The 22293-nt window shown below is 38.7% G+C and carries 22 protein-coding genes and 1 riboswitch; of the genes, 20 read left to right on the top strand and 2 right to left on the bottom strand.

Annotated features, from left to right (window positions below; all coding sequences use genetic code 11):
* Window positions 1-87: 87 nt before the first annotated feature.
* Window positions 88-1848: a sensor domain-containing diguanylate cyclase gene (locus H514_RS0121655; protein ID WP_051255281.1), complete on the top strand. Its 1761-nt coding sequence runs from the start codon at window positions 88-90 to the stop codon at window positions 1846-1848.
* Window positions 1849-1914: 66 nt separating this feature from the next.
* On the top strand, window positions 1915-3381 hold the full coding sequence (locus H514_RS0121650) for a hypothetical protein (RefSeq protein ID WP_027448848.1): 1467 nt from the start codon (window positions 1915-1917) through the stop codon (window positions 3379-3381).
* A gap of 7 nt (window positions 3382-3388) precedes the next feature.
* Here the strand turns inward: H514_RS0121650 and H514_RS0121645 are convergent, their stop codons facing one another.
* A complete protein-coding gene (locus H514_RS0121645) occupies window positions 3389-3946 on the bottom strand; it encodes a PilW family protein (RefSeq protein ID WP_027448847.1) in 558 nt (185 codons plus the stop codon).
* Complete coding sequence (locus tag H514_RS0121640; RefSeq protein ID WP_027448846.1) at window positions 3943-4344, bottom strand: type IV pilus modification PilV family protein; 402 nt, start codon at window positions 4342-4344, stop codon at window positions 3943-3945. The genes H514_RS0121645 and H514_RS0121640 overlap by 4 nt, the downstream gene beginning before the upstream one ends.
* 149 nt (window positions 4345-4493) lie before the next feature.
* Here H514_RS0121640 and H514_RS0121635 point away from each other — a divergent pair, with 149 nt between their 5' ends.
* From H514_RS0121635 to minD, 18 genes are all read left to right on the top strand, one after another.
* Window positions 4494-5432: a phage holin family protein gene (locus H514_RS0121635; RefSeq protein ID WP_027448845.1), complete on the top strand. Its 939-nt coding sequence runs from the start codon at window positions 4494-4496 to the stop codon at window positions 5430-5432.
* Between the two features lie 87 nt (window positions 5433-5519).
* Window positions 5520-6935 (top strand): VanW family protein, encoded by a 1416-nt coding sequence (locus H514_RS0121625; protein WP_027448844.1) that lies wholly within the window; start codon window positions 5520-5522, stop codon window positions 6933-6935.
* Window positions 6936-6970: 35 nt separating this feature from the next.
* Window positions 6971-8596: a GspE/PulE family protein gene (locus tag H514_RS0121620; RefSeq protein ID WP_027448843.1), complete on the top strand. Its 1626-nt coding sequence runs from the start codon at window positions 6971-6973 to the stop codon at window positions 8594-8596.
* Between the two features lie 14 nt (window positions 8597-8610).
* Window positions 8611-9651 (top strand): type IV pilus twitching motility protein PilT, encoded by a 1041-nt coding sequence (locus tag H514_RS0121615; RefSeq protein ID WP_027448842.1) that lies wholly within the window; start codon window positions 8611-8613, stop codon window positions 9649-9651.
* The gene (locus H514_RS0121610; RefSeq protein ID WP_027448841.1) at window positions 9652-10860 is read left to right on the top strand and encodes a type II secretion system F family protein; all 1209 of its coding nucleotides are present in this window, start codon (window positions 9652-9654) and stop codon (window positions 10858-10860) included.
* An 82-nt stretch (window positions 10861-10942) separates the two neighbouring features.
* Window positions 10943-11026, top strand: a riboswitch (cyclic di-GMP riboswitch).
* Window positions 11027-11099: 73 nt separating this feature from the next.
* The gene (locus H514_RS23740) at window positions 11100-11528 is read left to right on the top strand and encodes a type II secretion system protein (protein WP_051255280.1); all 429 of its coding nucleotides are present in this window, start codon (window positions 11100-11102) and stop codon (window positions 11526-11528) included.
* 6 nt (window positions 11529-11534) lie between these two features.
* Window positions 11535-12296 carry a prepilin peptidase gene (locus H514_RS23735; protein WP_051255279.1) on the top strand — a complete coding sequence of 254 codons (762 nt, stop codon included), beginning with the start codon at window positions 11535-11537 and terminating at the stop codon, window positions 12294-12296.
* Window positions 12297-12310: 14 nt separating this feature from the next.
* A complete protein-coding gene (gene pilM / locus H514_RS0121595) occupies window positions 12311-13288 on the top strand; it encodes a type IV pilus biogenesis protein PilM (protein WP_027448839.1) in 978 nt (325 codons plus the stop codon).
* 20 nt (window positions 13289-13308) lie between these two features.
* Window positions 13309-13899, top strand: a complete 591-nt coding sequence (locus tag H514_RS0121590) for a PilN domain-containing protein (RefSeq protein WP_027448838.1) — start codon at window positions 13309-13311, stop codon at window positions 13897-13899.
* The gene (locus tag H514_RS0121585) at window positions 13889-15085 is read left to right on the top strand and encodes a LysM peptidoglycan-binding domain-containing protein (protein WP_027448837.1); all 1197 of its coding nucleotides are present in this window, start codon (window positions 13889-13891) and stop codon (window positions 15083-15085) included. Before H514_RS0121590 ends, H514_RS0121585 begins: the two co-directional genes overlap by 11 nt.
* A 186-nt stretch (window positions 15086-15271) precedes the next feature.
* Window positions 15272-16336: an SPOR domain-containing protein gene (locus tag H514_RS0121580; protein WP_027448836.1), complete on the top strand. Its 1065-nt coding sequence runs from the start codon at window positions 15272-15274 to the stop codon at window positions 16334-16336.
* A 183-nt stretch (window positions 16337-16519) separates the two neighbouring features.
* A complete protein-coding gene (locus H514_RS0121575; RefSeq protein ID WP_027448835.1) occupies window positions 16520-17107 on the top strand; it encodes a Maf family protein in 588 nt (195 codons plus the stop codon).
* Between the two features lie 50 nt (window positions 17108-17157).
* Window positions 17158-17832, top strand: coding sequence for a RadC family protein (gene radC / locus H514_RS0121570; RefSeq protein WP_036842131.1), 675 nt, complete (start codon window positions 17158-17160; stop codon window positions 17830-17832).
* A gap of 250 nt (window positions 17833-18082) precedes the next feature.
* Window positions 18083-19123 carry a rod shape-determining protein gene (locus H514_RS0121565; protein ID WP_027448833.1) on the top strand — a complete coding sequence of 347 codons (1041 nt, stop codon included), beginning with the start codon at window positions 18083-18085 and terminating at the stop codon, window positions 19121-19123.
* A gap of 15 nt (window positions 19124-19138) precedes the next feature.
* The gene (gene mreC, locus H514_RS0121560; RefSeq protein ID WP_027448832.1) at window positions 19139-20035 is read left to right on the top strand and encodes a rod shape-determining protein MreC; all 897 of its coding nucleotides are present in this window, start codon (window positions 19139-19141) and stop codon (window positions 20033-20035) included.
* Entirely contained in the window at window positions 20032-20571 is a 540-nt protein-coding gene (mreD, locus tag H514_RS0121555; protein WP_027448831.1) for a rod shape-determining protein MreD, read from the top strand. Before mreC ends, mreD begins: the two co-directional genes overlap by 4 nt.
* A gap of 50 nt (window positions 20572-20621) precedes the next feature.
* Entirely contained in the window at window positions 20622-21308 is a 687-nt protein-coding gene (gene minC, locus H514_RS0121550) for a septum site-determining protein MinC (protein ID WP_027448830.1), read from the top strand.
* Window positions 21301-22098: a septum site-determining protein MinD gene (gene minD, locus H514_RS0121545; protein ID WP_027448829.1), complete on the top strand. Its 798-nt coding sequence runs from the start codon at window positions 21301-21303 to the stop codon at window positions 22096-22098. Before minC ends, minD begins: the two co-directional genes overlap by 8 nt.
* Window positions 22099-22293: the final 195 nt, after the last annotated feature.

The following is a 22293-nucleotide window of genomic DNA, read 5'->3' as shown; positions in this document are numbered from 1 at the left end:
GTATAATTAAAGATAGAATTCACATAGAATATTAATAATAGAAAAAAAGCATTGTATTTGAAGATTCGTATAGGGAGATGCTTGCAAATGATTTCTAAGCAGAGAGAAGTTGGGGTTTGGGTAGCATGGGCGTTATTATATCCAACCATTCTAATTATGATTTACAATGTTTTTCCGTCAACAACTTTTGATGGTAACTGGTTTGATTTGATCTCATTTGCTGTTCTTATGAGTATTGTGGTGATGTTTCCTATTATCGTTAACGATACTCCTGTTTTCTTTATTCATGGAATATCAATTGCTGTGTTCCTCTATTATGGTTTGTTTGCAGAAATGGTTTTAACTCAAATCGCTTACTTTACATCTTTTATGAAACTGCGATTGCCAAAGAATCTGTTATATAAAATCCCTCTAAATCTTTTAATGTTTTTAATGATGTCAATAGTTAGCGCTCTAGTTTACTATTCCTTAGGAGGAGAACATGGCCAAACTGCAATGAACTCACCTGGAGATATACTCCCTATTAGTGGTTATGTGATTTCGTATTTCTTAACGAATCAACTTATCTTAAGTTTAGTAAGAAAGTACTTAATGAGAGCACCTCAAAAATTCTTGAACAAAGGATTTTGGTGGGACTTTTATAATACACTTTTTGTAATTCCAATCGGTTTTGTGCTTTTTATTCTCTATGTGGAAATTGGAACTGAGGCCATTTATTACGTAGGAGTCCCATTTGTAAGTTTATCGTTTATTTTAATGTTGTACTATTCCAGTAGACGGATTAATGGATATTTACAAAGAACGAGTGAAATTGGGCACGAGCTGACTGGAAAATTAGAAGCTGATGAAGTGTTGGATCGATTTGTTGAGAGGATTTCAAGCCTGTTAGATGTCGACTATGCCTATGTCTATGATGTGAATCGTGATGACCCTAATCATGAATACCTTAAATTAATTCGTTTTTATGATTCAGAGCATCATGAAAATTTACCTAAGGTCACCCTTAATAAGTTTGAATCCGTTAGTGGTAAGGTTTGGGGGAATGCTCAAGGACTTCACTATAGATATAGAAATCAGTGGGCGAAACAAAAATCGGATGCTCAAGGTTCATTTATCCCTCAGGATGTAGAGAGTGTTATATCCATTCCAATCGAACGTGATGAGCGTGTTGTAGGCGTACTTACATTAGCTTCAAAAAAGAAGCGCGCATACGAAAAATATCAGTATATGATAGCTGATATCTTAACAAACTATCTAGCGGTTGCATTGTTAAATGCAAGAAACTATGAAGAAACAAAACGTAAAAGTGAGATATGCCCATTAACGAAATTATATAATTACCGTTACTTTGAAAATCATCTAGAAAACTATTTTAATGAACTGAATAAACAGAATCGAGAAGAACATATATCAATTGTATTAATCGATTTAGATCATTTTAAACAAGTCAATGACTTATACGGGCATGAAAGTGGAAATGAAGCCCTCTGTGAGTTAGCGGATCGGTTAACCAATATCATTGATGATAAGGGGACAGTGGCACGTTATGGTGGAGAAGAGTTCGTGATATTACTACCAAATGTAAATCAAGAACATGCCTATCACATCGCAGAAAATGTGAGAAGAAAGATTGCAAATAAACCATTTGTACTTTCTGAGCACATTATGGATAAAAATGAACCTGTTCAAGTTTACTTAACGGCAAGCTTAGGAACAGCTACTTACCCAAAAGATTCCGAAGACCCAAGAGAACTTGTCCGTCACGCAGACCGCGCCATGTACATAGGCGCCAAGCGCAAGGGACGTAATAAAGTAGCAGCATATGAAAAAGTAGAAACGGCTGAGTGAATGCTCAGCCGTTTTTAAATACTCTGACATGATATAATAGGGTTGAATTTACCTAGGAGCGATTCTATGAAAAATTACTTTACAAATGAAAATGGCGGGGCATTAGTGTATGTATTACTAATTATTTTTTCCCTTGCTATATTTATGCCCGTAGTATTCTCTCAATTATCGCAAGATCGCTCACAAGTTATGAGGATAACGAATGAAGTACAGGTAAACCAAGTGTTAAATACAGCAATGAATAGTTACTTAGAAAACAATGAGATTCTTCAGAGTTTATGTAATAACGAAGACTTATATTTACCTGATGGAGGAAAGGTTACTTTAGACGTTACTACAAAGACGGTGAACGATAGGGATATGTCCTGTCAGACAGGAAATCAAGCGTATAAAGTGGTAATGAAAGCTTCTTCAGATGGTTATTCTGAAACATTAACCCATATGGTGAATAGTGGAAAGAAACTTCCTCCTTGGATCTATGTTGAAGATCTAGGGAATGGGGAATATCTTATTTGTGGCTTTACACCCAAAGGAACAAACAATATAGCATTTGATATTAGAGATGATGGTGCTACAGCTTGGAATTATTGGGATAGTGTTGCTTCATTTACAATGCTTTCAAGTTCGGATATTAAAAACCGCCTAGAGATGCCGGATATTAATATAACCGATATTGATGAGCAAGAAGATCTCTTGTCAGACTTAAGGCAATCTCTTGGGAGTTACCTGTTCTTTTTGAATTATCAATATGGTCAAACTTTTAACATTGAGTACACGAATTCAAAAGGAGAGGTAGCATTTGGAGACTTCAAACCCAACTTTAACTTTTATGCATTTACTAAGAAGTATTCAGCGACGAGTTCACAAGTCTTAGGGGCTATCTCCAATTTTAATAGTGGTGAGAAAAGTGATCGTATGACTTCTTATCTTGATGTTACTGCAGCAAATGGGGACGCTGTTATTCGTATCGGGCCTGATGGTGAGATTGAGTATATAGAGATGGAGAACAATATCGAAAAGCCGGCTGATGAAACCCTTATCGTTACGAATAGTGTTGATTTTACAAATACAGATAAGGAAAACATTGATTTATCTGCAGGTGAAGTTGTCATCCAAGATCTTGCCTCACTCAGAGTGGCTAATCAAAGCAATCCTACATTAAACATTACATCAAAAAGTGGCGATGTTGTAATACAAGGTTCATTAACGAACTATGCTACAGCTAATGGAGGTGACTTTACTGGAATTACTATTCAATCTGCACAGGATATTGATGCACGTTGGTCTGATTTGTATGCTGAAAGAAGAATTGAGTTTGATGCAGCGGGAAGTATTTTTTTACAAGACGCAATTTTAGAATTTAATAAAAATAAACCAGAATTAAAATTGTATGCCGGAAATGACATTTTCTTAGAAGATTTAAGTGTGATTGTTCCCCCGGATACATTTGATTACAGTGGTAACCCATGTGGAACATTAAAGTCAGGAGATTTAGCTGGAACAGTAGATTTCGGAACTTGCCCTATAAAATAAACCTCCTTTAGTTAGGAGGTTTATTATAGTTCTTGTTAAGAGGGGTAACCGTCCATGAGATCTCTTTTTCACTAAGGATTTCCTCACCACTAGTTCTAACAGTTATATCCTCTAATATGAAAAGGAGAGTAATCCTATCCCTAATAGGATCATCTTGTGAGGGGCTTGCATTCATTACAGTCATGTCTCTGACATTCTCAAGCTTTTCAACAATTGCATCACTGGAATAGGTTTTGATACTTGAACAAGAATTACATTTAGCAATCGTTAATTGATTCAAGGAACTATCAAATAAAATACTAAAAATTACTTCGTCTTGGTTTTTAAATCTAAGTTCATTTGAATCCCAATAGTATAAGGTTATGGGAGATGATAAGTTTCTTGATAATACAGTATTTAATATATGGTTTTGAGATCGATCCACAATTTCTTGTTCTTGCTCTTGTACAAATTGAAATAAAAATATAAATAAACTCATGGCCAAGGTAATGATAATCCCGCCAATTGCGAGTCCTGCCAATAGCTCTACAAGTGTTACGCCCTTTTGATTTTGTAGTCTTTTCAATTTGGTCCCTCCCATGAAACCGACACCGTAATTTGCTTTGCAGTGCTTGAACCTTGTCGATAAGCTATGCCTTGTATGGAAACATGGTGTTGTAAATTAGGTAAATATGTATTAGGAATAGGGTCGCCAAGTTCTGTTTCAATTCTTGAGAGTGTATAGCCATTATCCTGGGTGTAAGCAGTTTGACTTAAGGAAGAACTGAGTTGGCCAGCTTTCATTTCCTCAACAGTCGTTTGCAGATGCCTCTGAGCTATCATAATAGCTTCTTCCCTATTTTTAGATTGAACATTTTGCACGCTCGAAAAATTTATAAATGAGTAAACAACAATCGATATAATAGATAAAAGGAGCATGGCTGCCATTACTTCAACTAATGTAAAACCTTTCTGATTTCTCAATTTAACAAACTCCTTATAATAACCTTAGATTAAGTGCTTTCCAATAAACTGTAAAAGAACCAAATCTTTTAAATCTAATTTCTTTATTATACAATAAATTAAAAATGAATATGTTAAAAGTCATAGACTAATAGAATGAGGTGAATAGATTGGATAACATAATTTTTGCTAGCATCGGTTTTTTAATCCTGCTTTCTATAGTCTATTTTATTCCACTTGGTATATCCATGAAAGGAAAAGCGACCTTAGTTATAGCTGCTTTCGTTGTATCTTTAATTGGCCTATTATCTTTACCTTTATTTCAGTGGTGGTACATACTTATACTACTAATCACTTTATCTGGTTTATTAACAATATTATTACAAAGAGCGGTTAAAACATCTGAAACTTTTCAGGAAGACTATAATGAAGAAGTTAATAATCATTTATTAAGTAAAGAACAAAAGGATACACTCCAATCACTGGATGATATTGAAGAGGAACAGCCCGATATAGATAAAGGCAGCTTTCATCATGATAATGTCATAATGGATTATGAAGATATACAAGAAACACATGATTATGTTCATGAGTCTTATGAAACAATCCCGGAAAAAAAGTTCGATCAAGTAGATGAACAAAATAGCTATACAGAACCTGAAGCGGTAACCGATCTAGAAGAAGTTTCTCAAAACAGACAAAAAGAGAGTGGAAGAGAAGCTTCTAACATGGATTCTGATCAAGAAAGAGTTGAACCCAATCCAATAGTAGAACTTTCACCAGAAGAAGAACTTCTTGCTGCACGTCAACAAACACAAGAACAACCTAAACAAGATAGAGAACTTAACTCAGAAACTTCTTCTTTATTCAGTGACGATCAAGAAGATTTTGTAATAGATGAGTTTAAAGAAGAGGAATTGGAGAAAAAAGACCTAAAACAGCATTTTGAAGAAAGAGAAGGTTTTGAAAGCTTTGGTATTGATATCATTGAAGAGCGAGAGGTACAGTTACAAGGCTCTGATGTCTTGAAAGAGGATCGGTCAGAATTTACGGACTTAGAAGATCTTTTAAATCAAAGGGATGATGAACATGGTCAAAAAGATTCTTAAACGTTATGTGAAAGGATTTATTATGAAAAAAGGCAAGCATATGATTAAGCAAATCGTGTTTAAACGAATGCGCTAAGGGGGCTTACAATGGGAAAAAGTAATTTAGGTATTTTTCTATTTCTTTTATTATGTTCTAGTTTTCTTTTCACTTTTTCTCAAGTGGGCCCTTTAGCATATAATCAGGTTTTCGGGGAGCCACAAACATATGAAGCTGAGACAATGGTGGGCCCCGTACATATCGGTGGATTAACAAGATCCGAAGCCCGACAGAAGCTTGCGTCTCAGACTTCTGATTGGAAAGATACCCATAACGTTACACTTGAGATGAAAGAACAAAATATTGTATTTCAACAAGATTTTATTCAATTCGATATTCCAGAGACTCTGAACCAAGTCGAGGATGGAGAAAGAAATTATTTTGTTGTGGAGATGAACGAATCCTATTTTGGAGTTCTTCAAAACAAAGTAGGTACGGACTTATATAATCATATTTTAATAAACAAACTATCCACAAAAATTACAGCTAGAGCTGAGGCACTACATAAAGAGCCATTACATTTTTCTATTTATCAGTATGTTGAAGACGGAACTACGCAGCTTTATGAAGTGGTAAGTGAGTATAGCATCACCCTGAATGAAGAGATGGATGTTACAGACTTAGTTAACGCTTTAAATGGAGCAGTAGTTCAAAACCAAACACCCTTTTCTCTTCTCTCATTTGTGGAAGAAGAAATGGACCAACCTTCTTTAAATGCAGTAGCTACAGCGGTCTATGGAGCTATTCTGGAAACAAACTTTATTATAAAACAGCGCCACATTTCTACTAAACTGCCTTCTTATGCAGAATTAGGGAAAGAAGCGAGCGTAAAACCCAAGAACAATCACGATCTTGTTTTTACGAATCCTAATGAACAACCTTATCAGCTTAATGCAGCTGTAGAGAATGGTGAGCTGATTGTAAAAGTTTTAGGCTACCCTCTTCCAAACAGTTATGAGATAACGTTAGAAAATAGTCGTAAGATTCAACCGAGGACTATTGTTCAATTTTCTGAACGTGTTCCAAGTGGCGAATCAAATGTAAAAGTTGAAGGGCAAGAAGGTACTTCAGTGGAAGTGTATCGTTTCGTAGAGGATAAAGGAAAAGTCATTCAAAAAGATTTCATCTCTGATGATTACTATCCACCTGTAAACCGCATCGAAGTGAGATATGGTACCAATGACCAACCACCAGAAACGGAATCAGGTTCAACAAACAATTCAGGCGGGTTTTCGCCTGGAGGCTCGGACGACAATCAAGCTCCAACGTTTAATGAAAACGAGAATAATCAATCGAATAACTCGGGCAATTCTTCATCACCTGATGGAGATTCAAGTGAAAATAGTGGAGAGAATGAATCAGACAGCAATGGAAATGAAGGGACCTCAAATGGGAATGATTCCAATCAGGCTCCAGATGACATCTGGGAGGAACCTCAAGGGAATACAAAGAGTACAGAGAAATAAAAAAATCACTGCTGCGGAATCAAGGGGGAAGCCTAATGGCAAAGCGGAAGCGTTTAGGTGATTTATTAAAAGAAGCAGGGTTGCTTACAGAAGAGCAAATTGAAGAGACGATTCAATCGAAAAAAAGTGGGCAAAAACTAGGGGATGCCTTACTAGAAAAAGGCTTCATAACAGAACAACAACTTATTGAAGTATTGGAGTTCCAACTAGGCATTCCCCATATTTCTTTATATCGCTATCCAATTGATACGAACCTGATGACCATGGTGTCTAAGGATTTCGCGCGTCGAAATATCCTTATTCCTTTAAAAAAGGAAGAGGATGAATTGGTTGTTGCAATGAATGACCCGATGGATTACTACGCCATTGATGACCTGCAAATATCAACGGGCTTTCAAATTTCACCGGTTATTTCAACCAAAGATGAAATCTATCAAGCCATCAATAAGTATTATAACTTAAAAGAAACTGAGATTAACGTAGAGGAAACGGACGATCCTGATGATGCTCCAGCCATTCGTTTAATGAACCAGATTTTACAAGCTGGGGTTCAAATGAAGGCAAGTGATATACATATTGATCCTCAGGAAACAAAGGTTTTAATTCGTTACCGTGTCGATGGTGTTTTAAAGACAGAGCGAACATTACCAAAATCGATGCAAAACTCTTTAACGGCCCGTGTGAAAATCATGGCAAATTTAAACATTACGGAAAACCGCTTACCTCAGGATGGGCGTATCAAAACCCACGTAGAAATGACACCTGTTGATTTACGTATCTCGACGCTCCCTACGGTTTATGGAGAGAAAGTGGTTATTCGAATTTTAGACCTTGGAAGCGTGTTAAACAAGCTATCTGAATTAGGGTTCAACAAGGTCAACTACCGACGTTTTCTGAAGTTAATTGAACAACCTTCAGGCCTAATCTTACTTACAGGGCCTACAGGATCAGGGAAATCAAGTACGCTTTATGCTTCTTTAAATCACTTGAATACCGATGACGTTAACATTATTACCGTTGAGGATCCCGTGGAATATCAGATTGAGGGGATCAATCAGGTGCAAGTGAATAGCCAAGTGGGACTTACCTTCTCGAATGGCTTGCGTTCCATTTTAAGACAAGACCCGAATATTATTATGGTTGGTGAGGTACGTGACTCGGAAACAGCGGAAATTGCTATTCGTGCATCTTTAACAGGTCACCTCGTTTTCAGTACGTTACATACCAATAGTGCAATTGCGACCATTCCACGTTTAATAGACATGGATATTGAGCCATATTTAGTTGTGTCTTCCCTGTCCGGTATTGTAGCTCAAAGGCTCGTACGTAGAATATGTCGGGACTGTCGTGAACCCTATACTCCTACAGAAATGGAAGCAAACCTTTTCCAAAAAAGAGGGATCAAAGCAGATGAAATATATAAAGGTAAGGGATGTAGTAGCTGTCAACAAACTGGGTATCGTGGCCGCATGGCGATCCAGGAAGTGTTGGTTGTAGATGATGAAATTCGACAAATGATGATGAACAATCAGTCTATCGCTCAAATTCGCCAATATGCTTGGAAGAGTGGCATGATTTTTCTAGTAGATGATGGACTGCTAAAAGTAAAGCAAGGATTAACCACAACAGAAGAAGTACTACGTGTGGCAATGGATGAATAAGGGGGGATCGAGTCATGAAAGAACGGTTCGATACATTATTAAAAGCAGCTTTTGAATTAGAAGCATCTGATATCCATTTAACAGTAGGAGTACCACCTATTTTTCGTTTGCACGGTGACTTGAAACAGTACGGGAAAGATACCTTGAAACCAGATGAAACAAAAGGGATGGCAAAAGCGATTTTATCAGAGTCTTTATGGAATCAATTCGAAGACAAAGGGGAAATCGATTTTTCTTATGGAATCCCTGGGCTTTCACGCTTTCGTATAAATGCTTATCATCAACGGAACTGCATCTCGATGGCGGTGCGAGTGGTTCCAACAGAAATCCCGTCGTTGGAGACGTTAAAAATGCCAAGTACTCTTAAAGAAATTGCTGGTAAGCCTCAAGGGTTAGTACTCGTTACAGGTCCTACAGGAAGTGGGAAATCGACATCGCTAGCATCTATGATTGATTATATGAATCAATCCATGAGAAGACATATTATAACCCTTGAAGACCCGATTGAGTACTTACACTCTCACCGATATTGCATCATTGACCAACGCGAAGTTGGGTTCGATACACAAAATTTCGGTAATGGCCTACGTGCCTGCTTACGTCAGGATCCTGATGTCATTCTTGTTGGGGAGATGCGAGACTTAGAAACGATATCTACGGCTATTACAGCTGCAGAAACCGGTCACTTGGTCCTGGGGACATTACATACAACAAACGCAGCCTCAACGATTGACCGAATCATTGATGTGTTCCCTCCAAGCCAGCAAGACCAAATTCGGATTCAGCTTGCTAATGTCTTGCAGGCGATTGTTTCTCAACGTTTGTTCCAGACGAAGGATCGAAAAGGACGACGAGCAGTAACAGAGATCTTGATGAACACTTCAGCAGTGAAGAATCTAATCCGTAATGAAAAGATTCACCAAATTCCTAATGTAATGCAGACGTCTAAGGCACAAGGCATGCACACACTCGAGATGTCGATCAAGTCACTTCTAGAGGAAGGGGTTATTTCCTCTGAAGTAGCTACTCCTTTTTTAACAGAGAGGGAGACGTAAATGGCGTACTTTAAGTACAAAGGCCGTGATGTTAAAGGGAAGTTAAAGCAGGGTCGTTTAAAGGCAGATTCCAAACGAGAAGCGGTTGTGAAACTTCGTACGGATGGCGTATCCGTCATATCCATCCAAGAGCTTAATAGTGTTTTATATAAAGAGATAAACCTGGGACAAAAAATTAAGATTAAAGATTTTGTGATTTACTTAAGGCAGTTCGCCACGTTAATCGAGGCAGGAATTCCACTCGTACAAGCTACCTATATTTTAGGGGAACAAACGAGGAGTAAGCCATTACAAAAGGCGCTCCAATCGATTGCAGAGGATTTAGAAGGTGGACACTCCTTCTCAGATGCCGCAGAAAAACATCGTAAAGTTTTCCCTAATCTGTTCGTTAATATGATTCGAGCAGGTGAAGCGGGTGGTAATCTGGATGAAATCTTAAATCGTATGGCAAATTATTATGAGAAACAATACAATACGCGTCAAAAGGTAATTTCAGCGTTAACCTATCCGATCGTTGTTGGGATTATTGCTATTGGAATTGTAATCTTCCTTTTAAGCTTTGTTGTTCCACGCTTTGCAAATATGTTTGTGTCTTTTGGAGGAGAAGTACCTCCGATAACTCGGTTTGTTTTAAGCTTGGGAGACTTTTTTTCAGTATTTTGGTGGTTGTTCATTTTGCTACCCATTCTTATTTATTCAGGTATGGTGTATGCGCGCAAACAGAGTGACTCTTTTGCATACTATACAGATTTAATAAAACTGAAGATTCCATTATTCGGATCACTCATGCAAAAGGCTGCCCTATCTAGAATGACACGGACGTTAAGCTCGTTATTCAATAGCTCAGTACCTGTACTGCAAGCTGTGCAAATTACAGAGCGAGTGGTAGATAACAAGATCATTGAAGGTGTGCTTCGACATGCTAGACATTCACTTGAAAAAGGGGAATCTATGGCTGGGCCGATGGAAAAACACTGGATATTTCCTCCGCTTGTAACCCAGATGATCTCTGTAGGTGAACAATCGGGAGCATTAGACCAAATGCTTGGTAAAGTGGCAGATTTTTACGAAACCGAATTAGACCATGCAACCGATCGAATCAAAACCTTAATCGAGCCGCTAATGATAGGGTTTTTAGCCTTAGTGGTTGGGGGGATCGTTGCGTCTATAGCTATTCCTATGTTTTCTATTTTTGAGCAAATCCAGTAACAATTCATAAAAATGTCATGTTTAGTGTGGTAAATTCGTAGGGTATCTAATATAATGGTAGTAGAAAAATAGATTCAGATTTATGTCGAAGGAAGCGTTGAACGGTTCGTCTGTATATGGGCACTTAGACGACCAGGAGCGATTAGTGCAACCGGCCAATCATCAAAGTATGTACTTTTATGGTTAGGTCGGTTTTTTTAAAACATAAAACTTTTTTAAACAAAAAAGGGGAGACACACATGGTTAACAAACTAAGAAAAATATTGAGGAACGAGAAGGGGTTTACATTAGTTGAACTGTTAGCGGTTATTGTGATTTTGGGAATTATTGCGGCGATTGCTGTGCCGGCTATTGGGAATGTGATTGATGATTCTAAAAGAAAAGCACATTTATCGAATGCTCAAATGATGTTAGAAGCGGCAAGGTTATATAAAGTTCAAGTGAATACTAGTGCTACACAAGTTACTTACCAGAAATTAATAGATGAAGATTTAATAGATGATGTGACACCTCCTTCTGGTGGTGAAGATTCTTACAATGAAACTTCCTCCGTAGTTATTTTTCCGAACACTGTAATACTTAAAAACAGTGGTGGTTATAATTATTTTTCAGGTAATCCAAAGTCAGCTGACCCTGATAATGATGTAGAATTAAATCCTAACCCTTAAAATCCTATGATTATTCAAATTGTTTATTTAATTTATATATTAGGTTTAGGCCTAACATTCGGCTCCTTCTTCAACGTGGTCGGACTGCGATTGCCCCTCAAGCAATCGTTCGTCCATTCACGTTCACAATGTCCAACATGCGAATACACATTAACTTGGCGGGATTTAATTCCCGTTTTTTCTTACCTTTTTTTACGTGGGAAATGTCGAAGGTGTGGGACCAAAATATCACCTATTTATCCGATCGTAGAATTAACGACAGGGGTTCTATTTGCTGTAAGTTACTTAATTTTCGGATTACATATTGAACTATTAATCTCGCTCATTTTTATTTCCATGCTCATGATTGTGTTTGTCACAGACATCACCTATATGCTCATACCTGATAAACTCCTTCTTTTCTTCCTGCCCATCTTCGTTATCTTAAGAATCATTCACCCTCTAAACCCTTGGTGGGATTCTTATATAGGCGGTTTGGCTGGATTATTCACATTAGCTCTGATCATTATCCTTAGTCGAGGTGGTATGGGGGCCGGAGATATGAAGTTAATGGGGGTTATTGGTATTGTTTTAGGACTTCAGGACACATATCTTGCTTTCTTTTTTGCAACACTCTATGGTACGGTCATAAGTGGAGGATTGCTTTTGTTGAAAAAAATTGATCGAAAGCAGCCGATTCCATTTGGTCCTTATATTATACTTGGGGCTTTAACGGCGTATTTTTTTGCCGATTCTATAGTAAAGTGGTATGTCGACACGTTATGGTAAGGTAGGGATCCTACTTGTTTGGATTACATAAATCAAAGAAGCGCGTGAACATCGTATTAAAAGACCATGTGATTCGTTATATGGAAAGTGATTCAACTGGCCTGCAAGGGGTTACGAATTTTGGAGAAAAGTATCTTCCTTTAGGCGTGATTGAAGAAGGGAAAGTGAAGGATCCAACTACGCTCGAGCTCATATTAGATGAGCTTATTCGTGATAGGCGTTGGAAGGGAAAGAAGCTCTATTTTTGCGTACCTGATGCTTCTGTTGTTATTCGCCCTCAACTCGTTTCACTAGATCTAGCGGAAGAAGAAATAAAAGGGTATTTATATATGCAGCTTGGTGATCAAATCCATTTACCATTCGAACGACCTGTTTTTGATTATAAGTTGCTAGGTGAAAAAGAAGGGCAACAGGAAATCCTCATGTTTGCATATCCAGAAGACCGAATTCGGACGTTTGAAGAGGTTTTTAAGGAAACCGGTTTAAAGCCACTGGTGGCAGATTTATCTGCTTTATCGTTGTATCGACTCTATTATTCTCTTGATAAAGCAAAACAGAAGGATCATTTGTTGTCACTTCAATGGAATGTGGACTCTATTGTTTTAACCGTTTTCCATGAATGTCGTCCGCAATTTATTCGCTATATGAGAACGAGTCTGGACGGTGAGTTTTGGCAGGAGGATGAAGAAGGGGATGCTGGTCTAGTCTGGATGGATGATAAAAACACATTAGAAGGCTATGAACAGGATCAGTTACGAGAAGTAGAACGCATAATGAGCTTTTACCGTTTTTCAGTTACAAAAGGTGAAGCGAATGTAACCAACATTTTATTATCTGGTGACTGGCCCAATATGGAAGAACTATATGAGCATTGCAAAGAGAGGTTTGATATTCCCGTAGAATGGTTTGATTTGCAGCCTGCATACGGACAAGAGCTTGCCTCTTTACCACCACGATTTGCAGATGTTTATGGTCTTTCCATAAAAGCATAGAGACGACAAAGGGGTGCAACATGACGATGATTGTAGAAATCAATCTACTTGAAGAAAAAGAGAAACGGAACATCGTCCCCTTTATAATCGCTTTTATTGGCATTATTTTACTCTTGGCGACAGTGATTGCGATAGGACTGCAAAAGCAAGCAATTGAGGCAAAACAAGAAGATATTCAAAAGGAAATCCAAAGTGTTCAAAAGGAACAAGAGGAATATCAAGAGATTTTACGAGATGAAACACAGGCGGATCGAAGACAGCTTCAACAAGCAGTTGATCAAGTGGAAGTGTCCATCTTTCCTTCCGTTTCACTATTAGAACGCATGATCTCGTTGTTACCTGAGCGTGGATATTTTGAACGCTACATATATACCAAAGATAATAACTTACAGCTTATTGTTCGTTTTGATAGTTTGCAAGAGGTTGCGGCTTACACGAATACCTTGCTGCAAGAAGATGCAATTCAAAATGTTGAGTTGAGTAATATTACAACAGAACAAATAAGTGAACAATATGATCCATTGGAATATCGCCCTCGTTATATTGCCAATTACGAGGTCGATATTGATGAAGCCAAGTGGAAAGAGGAGGTTGATCAGGATGAAAGCTGAATGGTCTCGCCTCCACTACATTCTTTTAACACTTGTGATTGTAGCGGGAATTGGTGTGTTTCTCATTGCACAAGACATCTTTTTGTCACCCGCCAATCAAGAGCTAGATAGACTTGAAACGAGCTTAGAGAATGAAGAGAAGATTTTACAAACACTACGTACAAAAGAAGAGAACCGAACCACAATTTCATTTCAATCATCACGAGAAATGCAACGCAAGTTACCGGTTCTTCCTGTACAAGACCAAGTATTAATCTCATTAGATAAAGCAGAAAGCCTTTCAAATAGCTTTATTCAAAGCATTATGATGGAACAAAAAGAAAGTGTAAATTCTGAACTAACGGAGGATGAAGACCTTTCAAATGAAGTTACGGAAGAACAACCAGGTCAACCAGATGGGAAAACAACCAAAGTTTCAGGAGTAAGAGCATTAACCTTTAACCTTGAAGTTATCTCACCTGAATTCCCTGATTTGCTCTCCTTTTTACAAGAGTTAAATCGTTTATCTCGATTGGTTAGTATCGATGCGATTACCTTTGAAGACCAAGACGAAGGAGAGCGCTTGACTCACCTTGTTACATTTTCAGCTTATTATTATCCAGCATTGGAAAACTTACAAGATGAATTACCACAGTATCATTATGAGCCTCCGTCAAATAAAGATAATCCACTTGATCGCGAAGACTCAGTCGTTACAGATCAGGAACCTGATAATGATGAGGAAGACTTAAATCAAGAAACTGATGATGAGGAACAAAATCGTGATTCTCAAGAAGAAGCTTCTAGTGATGAGGAAGACGAGGTCTCTCAAATCACTGAAACACATGTTGTGCAATCTGATGACACACTCTTCAGCATCATTAAGTCCTTCTATGGTACGTATAACCGATCAATGGCTGAACAGATCAAACAGGTGAATGGAATGAAGACAGATCAAGTAAACAAGGGAAGTCAAATTAAACTTCCTGTACTCCAGGGGATTGATCCTTCAGAGAAAAATATTGCTGTTGAGGGTGATCCGAAACTGCATAAGCACGTGGTCCAAGAGGATGAAACGCTTTTCCGTATCATCAAAGAATTTTACGGAACATACAGTAAAGACTTAGCTAACCGCGTGAAATCTGTGAATGGACTATCTTCTGAAACCGTATATGCTGGAGAAGCTGTGTTGCTCCCAGAACGTTAAACCTATCCTTCTATTAAAGGATAGGTTTTTTTGGATTCATAACCCGGCCGCTTCCGCTTTAGTTCTTTTGCAACATTATGAAGAAAGATGACGAAAAGACATGGGGGTCTACCGACAAAAGTCGTCTCCTTTTTCTTTTCTACTATGATAGGGTAAAACAAACATAGTTAGAAAAGAGGGGTTAACGTGGACAAGGGTAACAAAATTTCTGTGCGCATCAATGGTGAAGATACGTACCTCGATCGTAAGGAAGGATCGGAAGCTCAAAAAGAAGTCCAATTGGCTCAAGATGAACAGGCCTCAGCGATTGAAGATTGGATGGAAGAACAAGAGAAACAAAAAAAGAATGCTTCAAATGATCATGATTCGAATTCGAACGACATTTCAGTTCTGGAGCGTACCTATCCCGTAAAGAACAATCGATTTGGCGTTCCCAAAACGATCAAACGAATGATTATGGCAGGGGCTTCTGCCGTCTTAATTGGTGTGGCGCTTGGGTATATGATGCTCCGTATTTTTGCAGGTATGGAATCACCTGAAGCATCATCATCAACTGCGTATCAAGATGATGTCACTCAACAGGAAGCGGCTTCTGGTAAGGAGACGACGAATGAAGATTCGTCTACCAAAGGTGAAGCGGTTACAGATAAGGGAAATGGAGGACAAGCTGTAGCTGCATCAAAGACCACGATGACATTCCCGACAGTAAGTGCATTTGTTGTACAAGCCGGGATTTTTTCCACAAAAGAAAAAGCTGAAATTATGCAAAGTGCGATAGCAACAAAAGGGTTCAAAACCTATGTATGGCCTCGTGATGGACAATTTTATTTGTTTGCAGGAGTAGCTGGATCAAAAGCTGAAGCTGAGGAGATGGCTACTTTATTAAAAGCTCAAGAAGTAGAAGTGTATGTGAAAGATTGGAATGTGTCTGGCACTGAAAAAAACGTTGCTCAACCTGAAGGAAAATGGGTACAAACAGGCGCTAACGAGTGGCAAACCTTATTAAGTCCTGCAGCTTCTCTGATTATTTCTGGATCTGGAGATGCTGGAGCACTGGCCAAACCAATGAACTCTTTAAAATCTAGCATCCCAGAAAATATAACTGAACAAGCAGCTCCACTTCAACAAAGCTATAATCAATATTTAAGTGCAGTTCAGTCCTATCAAACGAATCAAACCATTGCGAATTTATGGGCCATTCAGGTCTCATTGCTAGGTGTCTGGTATGGTTACGAGCAATATGTTCAATAGAGTGAAATGACATTTCTAAAACAGATTTAATGTTAAAAACAAATATTAACCAATTGAAAAGGTTATTTTAAGATCGAGTAAAAGTGCAGTTTTGCTATTTTCATGTTTTGATCCTTCGATTAAGGTGAAGGTATGATAGATAGACCCTGAACTCTTTAGAACAACTAGAAAAGGATGATCAATGTGAACAACCAACTGATTTTAGCATCGTCTTCTCCAAGACGTAGAGAATTACTAAATCAAGTCAATATACAGCACATAGTAAGAAAACAAGATGTAGACGAATCAAACGTGCCTTTCTATAACCCTCGCACTTATGTACAAACATTGGCTGAGCGAAAAGGTCGTTCTATCGGATTTGAATCTGATCAAGAGGTCATCTTAAGTGCAGATACGATTGTATGTTATGAAGACAAGGTTTTAGAAAAGCCAAACACACGTGAAGAAGCCTTTCAAATGCTACGCAGTCTAAGTGGCCAAAAGCATCAAGTTTATACAGGAGTTATGCTACGCTCACCTGAACAAGAAATGTTTATTGTGGACCGAACGACTGTAGAGTTTTGGCCACTCTCAAAAGAAGACATTGAGTTGTATTTAGATACAGGTGACTCTTTTGATAAAGCAGGTGGCTATGGCATTCAAACAGAAGGGGCTATGCTCGTTAAACAAATCTCAGGTGACTACAATACGGTAGTAGGGTTGCCATTATCACGTGTTGTACGCTCACTTCGAACATTTGGAATTTATCCTAGCATCTCAGAAATGAAGTAAGGGCCTCAGGGGAATTGAATGTAGGAGGCGATGTTTTGACAGATGTCCCCATGTTAATGAAACAAGTCCCTGAGGAGGAACGGCCACGAGAGAGGTTGGTTCACCTTGGGGCAAAACATCTTACTAATCAGGAGTTACTAGCCATACTCATTAGTAGTGGATCAAAGCAGGAATCAGTCTTATCTCTATCCCAACGCGTATTAATTCATTTTGAAGGGCTATCTTTATTGAAGGATGCCACAATTGAAGAGTTAACAGCGATAAAAGGAATTGGGGCAGCAAAGGCAGTAACGATCCTAGCAGCCCTAGAAGTTGGGAAGCGGATCCACTCACACAAGCCTCACGAACGTTATATCATTAAGAGCCCGGAGGATGGCGCTGATTACGTGATGGAGGAAATGAGAGATTTGAAGCAGGAACATTTTATTGCTATGTTTTTAAATACGAAAAATCAAGTCATTCACAGACAGACCATATTCATAGGTAGTTTGAATGCCTCTATTGTACATCCTCGTGAAGTCTTCAAAGAAGCTGTGAAAAGATCGGCGGCTTCTGTAATATGTGCTCATAACCATCCCTCTGGAGATCCTACGCCTTCACAAGAAGATATCCATGTAACAAGACGCTTAACGGAGTGTGGAAAGATGCTGGGTATAGAACTTTTAGATCATTTAGTAATTGGAGACAGAAATTTTGTCTCACTAAAAGAAAAAGGGTACTTGTAACACTATCTATTTCTTCCTATTTTTCGTATAATTATATAGACAATCGATTCTTTAAGCGCCATTTGCTGAATGAAGCAATGGCGCTTCTTGTGTGCTTTATGTTACATAAAAAATCTTGAGTCAAATTGATTAATTATTGGTTAAATTTGTGTTTTCCTTCCCATTTTTCGGGAATTGATTAAAATAGTGTTTGATATTTATGAATAACCATATAGTAAGACTTGGTTTATATACAGAAAGGAAGATGAACGTGGCAGGTTTTGGATTTTCACAGGATTTAGGTATCGACTTAGGTACAGCAAATACATTGGTGTTTTTAAAAGGTAAAGGTGTGGTGGTGCGTGAACCATCCGTTGTTGCTAAAAACTCAGCTACAGGTGAAATTCAAGCTGTGGGTAACTCGGCTAAGCATATGGTTGGGCGTACACCAGCGAATATTTCCGTCATTCGTCCTATGAAGGATGGCGTAATTGCGGATTATGATACAACTGCAGCTATGATGAAGTATTACATTAAAAAGGCTCAAAAAACGCGTTCAGCGTTTGCTCGCAAACCAAATGTAATGGTCTGTGTGCCATCTGGAATCACCATGGTTGAAGAGCGTGCTGTCGTGGATGCTACAAAGCAAGCAGGGGCAAAAGACGCATTTCCAATTGCAGAACCATTCGCTGCTGCAATCGGTGCAGGATTGCCTGTTTGGGAGCCGACTGGTAGTATGGTGGTAGATATCGGTGGAGGAACCACTGAGGTTGCGATTATTTCTCTAGGTGGAATCGTTACAAGCAAATCAATTCGAGTAGCTGGTGACGAGATGGATGATGCAATTATTCAACACATTCGTAAAGAATATAACCTTATGATTGGAGAGCGTTCTGCAGAAACGTTAAAAATGGAGATCGGTTCAGCAGGAAAACCGCTTGAAGATGAAGAATTGGATATAAGAGGTCGAGATCTGGTCACAGGACTTCCTAAGACAATCACGATTTCTGCGAGTGAGATTGCTGGCTCTTTACAAGATACAGTTGATCAAATTATTGACGCAGTCAAGGTAACGCTAGAAAAAACACCTCCAGAGCTATCTGCGGATATTATGGATCGTGGCATTGTCTTAACAGGTGGAGGTGCGTTGTTGAAAAATATTGATCAGGTCATTAGTGATGAAACCAAAATGCCTGTATTCGTCGCAGAAGATCCACTGGATTGTGTAGCGATTGGAACAGGGAAATCACTAGAGTATATTCACCATTTCAGATCACAGCCTAATGTAGCCTCCAGAACTAGCATGGATTAAGTAGAGGTGTAACATATGCCATCGTTTTTTCGTAATAAACGTCTCATTTTAATTCTCTTCAGCTTTATTCTTTTGGTGGCATTGATTGGATTTTCGATGAGAGATCGAGACAATTTAACTTTTCCAGAAGAATTTCTAAAGGATACAACCGGCTGGGTACAAACTGCTTTTCATACTCCGGTGCAGTTTGTAACTGGAATCTTTGATAACATAGAGGATATCCAAGAAACGTATAAGCAAAATGAGTTATTGAAATCACGCCTGTCAGACTTTAAAGGATTGCTGTATGAAGTTCAGGCGTTGCGAAAAGAAAATAAAGAACTCCGGAGCTTGTTAGACAAAAAAGAAAGTATTCGAGATTATGAGCCTATCCAAGCGTCTGTCATCGCTCGTAGCCCAGAACCTCATTGGTTTGAGCAACTGACCATCAACAAAGGTCAAAAGCATGGGGTTAAGCCTGACATGGCTGTCATTACAGGAGAGGGCTTAATAGGTAAAGTGCAGACGACATCAGCGATTACGTCGACTGTTCGTTTGCTTACGGGCTTTGATCGGTCTACAAGAATCCATGCCATGGTACCCGAAAACAATGTGTATGGTTTGATTGAAGGAGATCAAGAAGACGATGAGAGACTTATGCTCAAACATATTCCTTATGATGCAGAGATTGAAAAAGGTCAGATGGTCGTAAGTTCGGGTATGGGTGGCGTATTCCCTCGTAATCTATTAATTGGTAAAATTGAAGAGGTCATCATTGATGAATATGGATTGACCCAAACCGCTTACATAAATCCAGCGGCCAATTTATATGATATCAACCACGTATCTGTTGTTGATCGGGAAATCTACTCTCCTCCATTGGATGAAGAGCCAGAAATGAAGGAGGAAGACAAGGGGGATTCAAGTGAATGAAACGCTTATATCTCCCTCTGATTCTCTTAGTTTTTCTTGTATTGGAAAGTACAGCGATTGATTTTTTGCCCAATGATTGGGTGATGTCCAATTATCACATTATCCCTCATTGGGTCTTAATTATCCTTGTGTATATCGCGATATTTTACGACTATGATCGTACGTACTATTGTGTGTTATACGGGATTATATTTGGATTTTTAGTTGATTTACTCTATACAGATATGCTTGGGGTTTACATGTTTGCATATGGGATGATTACATATATCGCTCACGGATTGAAGAAGCTTCTTCATGCGAATTTGTACGTCACCATTATTCTAGCCATTGTCAGTGTCGCTCTTGCAGACACTGTCCTTTTTGTCCTCTATACGCTTGTTGATGTAACAAATATGGGATGGGATCCTTATTGGCATATTCGCTTAATTCCTACGATTATTGCGAACCTTGTTTTTGCACTCTTTTTGTATCCCTTGTTTCCAGGTAAGTTACAACAATGGTCGGAAACCCAATTAGAAAGACCAAAATCCGTGTGAAAGGAATTTTGATCATTAGAGTCGAATATTATGTTTGAGGTGAAGCTTCCGTGAGTAACAAGAAGCCAATCGTAACGATAAAAGGCACAAAAGATGGACTAACACTGCATATTGATGATACGTGCTCTTTTGAAGATGTGTTATATGAGCTCGATCAAAAGATTTCACAGAAATATATTGATGAGGATCAGCCCATGGTTACCGTCAATATTCAGCTTGGTAACCGCTATTTAGATGAACAACAAGAGGAACAGCTAAAAGAGCTTATACGCAATCACAATAAACTCGTCATTCAGTCCGTGAACTCGAATGTCATCACAAAAAACGAAGCACTAGAATGGAAAAAAGATAAGGAAATTACGCCCATTTTTAAAGTTGTCCGTAGCGGGCAAGTGTTAGAAGTGAGAGGGGATCTTCTTTTAGTAGGGGATGTGAATCCTGGAGGAAAAATAATCGCATCAGGGAACATCTATGTGATGGGAAACCTTCAAGGAATCGCTCATGCCGGTGTGAACGGAAACAACCAAGCCGTGATTGCTGCATCCTACATGAAGCCGAACCAACTACGTATTGCCGATTACATTAGTCGTTCTCCAGATTATGATACAGAAGGTGTCTATATGGAATGCGGATATGTAGATGAAGGTCAAGAGAAGATCATGATCGATCGTTTGCAGCTTCTTGCACAGAAAAGACCTGAAATGAATGGGGTAGAAAGGAGAATGCTAAATGGGTGAATCGATCGTTATAACATCAGGAAAAGGTGGCGTGGGAAAAACGACAACCACAGCCAATCTAGGAACTGCATTAGCATTAATGGGGAAAAAGGTATGTTTAATTGATACAGATATTGGACTGCGTAACCTTGATGTTGTGATGGGGCTCGAAAACCGCATCATCTTTGATATCGTAGACGTGATTCAAGAGCGTTGTCGTCTGAATCAAGCATTAATTAAGGACAAGCGTTTCGACGACCTATCCCTGCTTCCTGCTGCTCAAACAAGCGATAAATCGGATTTAAATCCTGAAGGCATGGTCAAAATCATCAATGAGTTAAAACAAGATTATGACTACATATTAATTGATTGCCCAGCAGGTATTGAACAAGGCTATAAAAATGCCGTAGCAGGTGCTGATAAAGCCATCGTTGTAACAACACCTGAAAAATCATCTGTACGTGATGCAGATCGTATTATTGGTCTTCTCGAACAAGAAGATATTGAACCACCACGTTTGGTCGTCAATCGAATCCGTAGACATATGGTTGAAAACGGCGATATGTTTGACGTGGATGAAATTGTTACGATTCTATCCATCGATTTATTAGGCATTGTTGCAGATGATGATGATGTGATTAAGGCATCAAATAGTGGGGAGCCGATTGCTTTCCAACCAAATACGAAAGCATCCATCTCCTACCGTAACATCGCACGCCGTATCTTAGGAGAATCTGTACCACTTATGTCATTAGAAGATGAAAAAGGGGTATTTACAAAAGTGAAACGGTTCTTTGGAATACGCTCGTAATTTAAAATATGTAGATAATAACGAGAGCATCAAATTGCATTGCAATTTGATGCTCTTTTTTTGGTTAGTGAAGTATAGGGTTCCATTCCTTGGAGGAGTAGAATCCCACGCCCGGGGAGTAGAATCCCCCGCCCGAGAAGGAATCCCACGCCCAGGGAGTAGAATCCCACGCCCGAGAAGGAGAATCCCACGCCC

The organism is Pontibacillus marinus BH030004 = DSM 16465 (genome assembly GCF_000425225.1).
Taxonomy (GTDB): Bacteria; Bacillota; Bacilli; order Bacillales; family BH030062; genus Pontibacillus; species Pontibacillus marinus.
The sequence above is the reverse complement of the archived record's forward strand: the minus strand, read 5'-3'. Positions and strand labels throughout refer to the sequence as shown.

Bases quoted from the DNA above. Each gene is read 5' to 3' on its own strand.
- H514_RS0121655 (WP_051255281.1), top strand. From the start codon at position 88: ATGATTTCTAAGCAGAGAGAAGTTGGGGTTTGGGTAGCATGGGCGTTA.
- H514_RS0121650 (WP_027448848.1), top strand. From the start codon at position 1,915: ATGAAAAATTACTTTACAAATGAAAATGGCGGGGCATTAGTGTATGTA.
- H514_RS0121625 (WP_027448844.1), top strand. From the start codon at position 5,520: ATGGGAAAAAGTAATTTAGGTATTTTTCTATTTCTTTTATTATGTTCT.
- H514_RS0121620 (WP_027448843.1), top strand. From the start codon at position 6,971: ATGGCAAAGCGGAAGCGTTTAGGTGATTTATTAAAAGAAGCAGGGTTG.
- H514_RS0121615 (WP_027448842.1), top strand. From the start codon at position 8,611: ATGAAAGAACGGTTCGATACATTATTAAAAGCAGCTTTTGAATTAGAA.
- H514_RS0121610 (WP_027448841.1), top strand. From the start codon at position 9,652: ATGGCGTACTTTAAGTACAAAGGCCGTGATGTTAAAGGGAAGTTAAAG.
- H514_RS23740 (WP_051255280.1), top strand. From the start codon at position 11,100: ATGGTTAACAAACTAAGAAAAATATTGAGGAACGAGAAGGGGTTTACA.
- H514_RS23735 (WP_051255279.1), top strand. From the start codon at position 11,535: ATGATTATTCAAATTGTTTATTTAATTTATATATTAGGTTTAGGCCTA.
- H514_RS0121590 (WP_027448838.1), top strand. From the start codon at position 13,309: ATGACGATGATTGTAGAAATCAATCTACTTGAAGAAAAAGAGAAACGG.
- H514_RS0121585 (WP_027448837.1), top strand. From the start codon at position 13,889: ATGAAAGCTGAATGGTCTCGCCTCCACTACATTCTTTTAACACTTGTG.
- radC (WP_036842131.1), top strand. From the start codon at position 17,158: ATGTTAATGAAACAAGTCCCTGAGGAGGAACGGCCACGAGAGAGGTTG.
- mreC (WP_027448832.1), top strand. From the start codon at position 19,139: ATGCCATCGTTTTTTCGTAATAAACGTCTCATTTTAATTCTCTTCAGC.
- mreD (WP_027448831.1), top strand. From the start codon at position 20,032: ATGAAACGCTTATATCTCCCTCTGATTCTCTTAGTTTTTCTTGTATTG.
- minD (WP_027448829.1), top strand. From the start codon at position 21,301: ATGGGTGAATCGATCGTTATAACATCAGGAAAAGGTGGCGTGGGAAAA.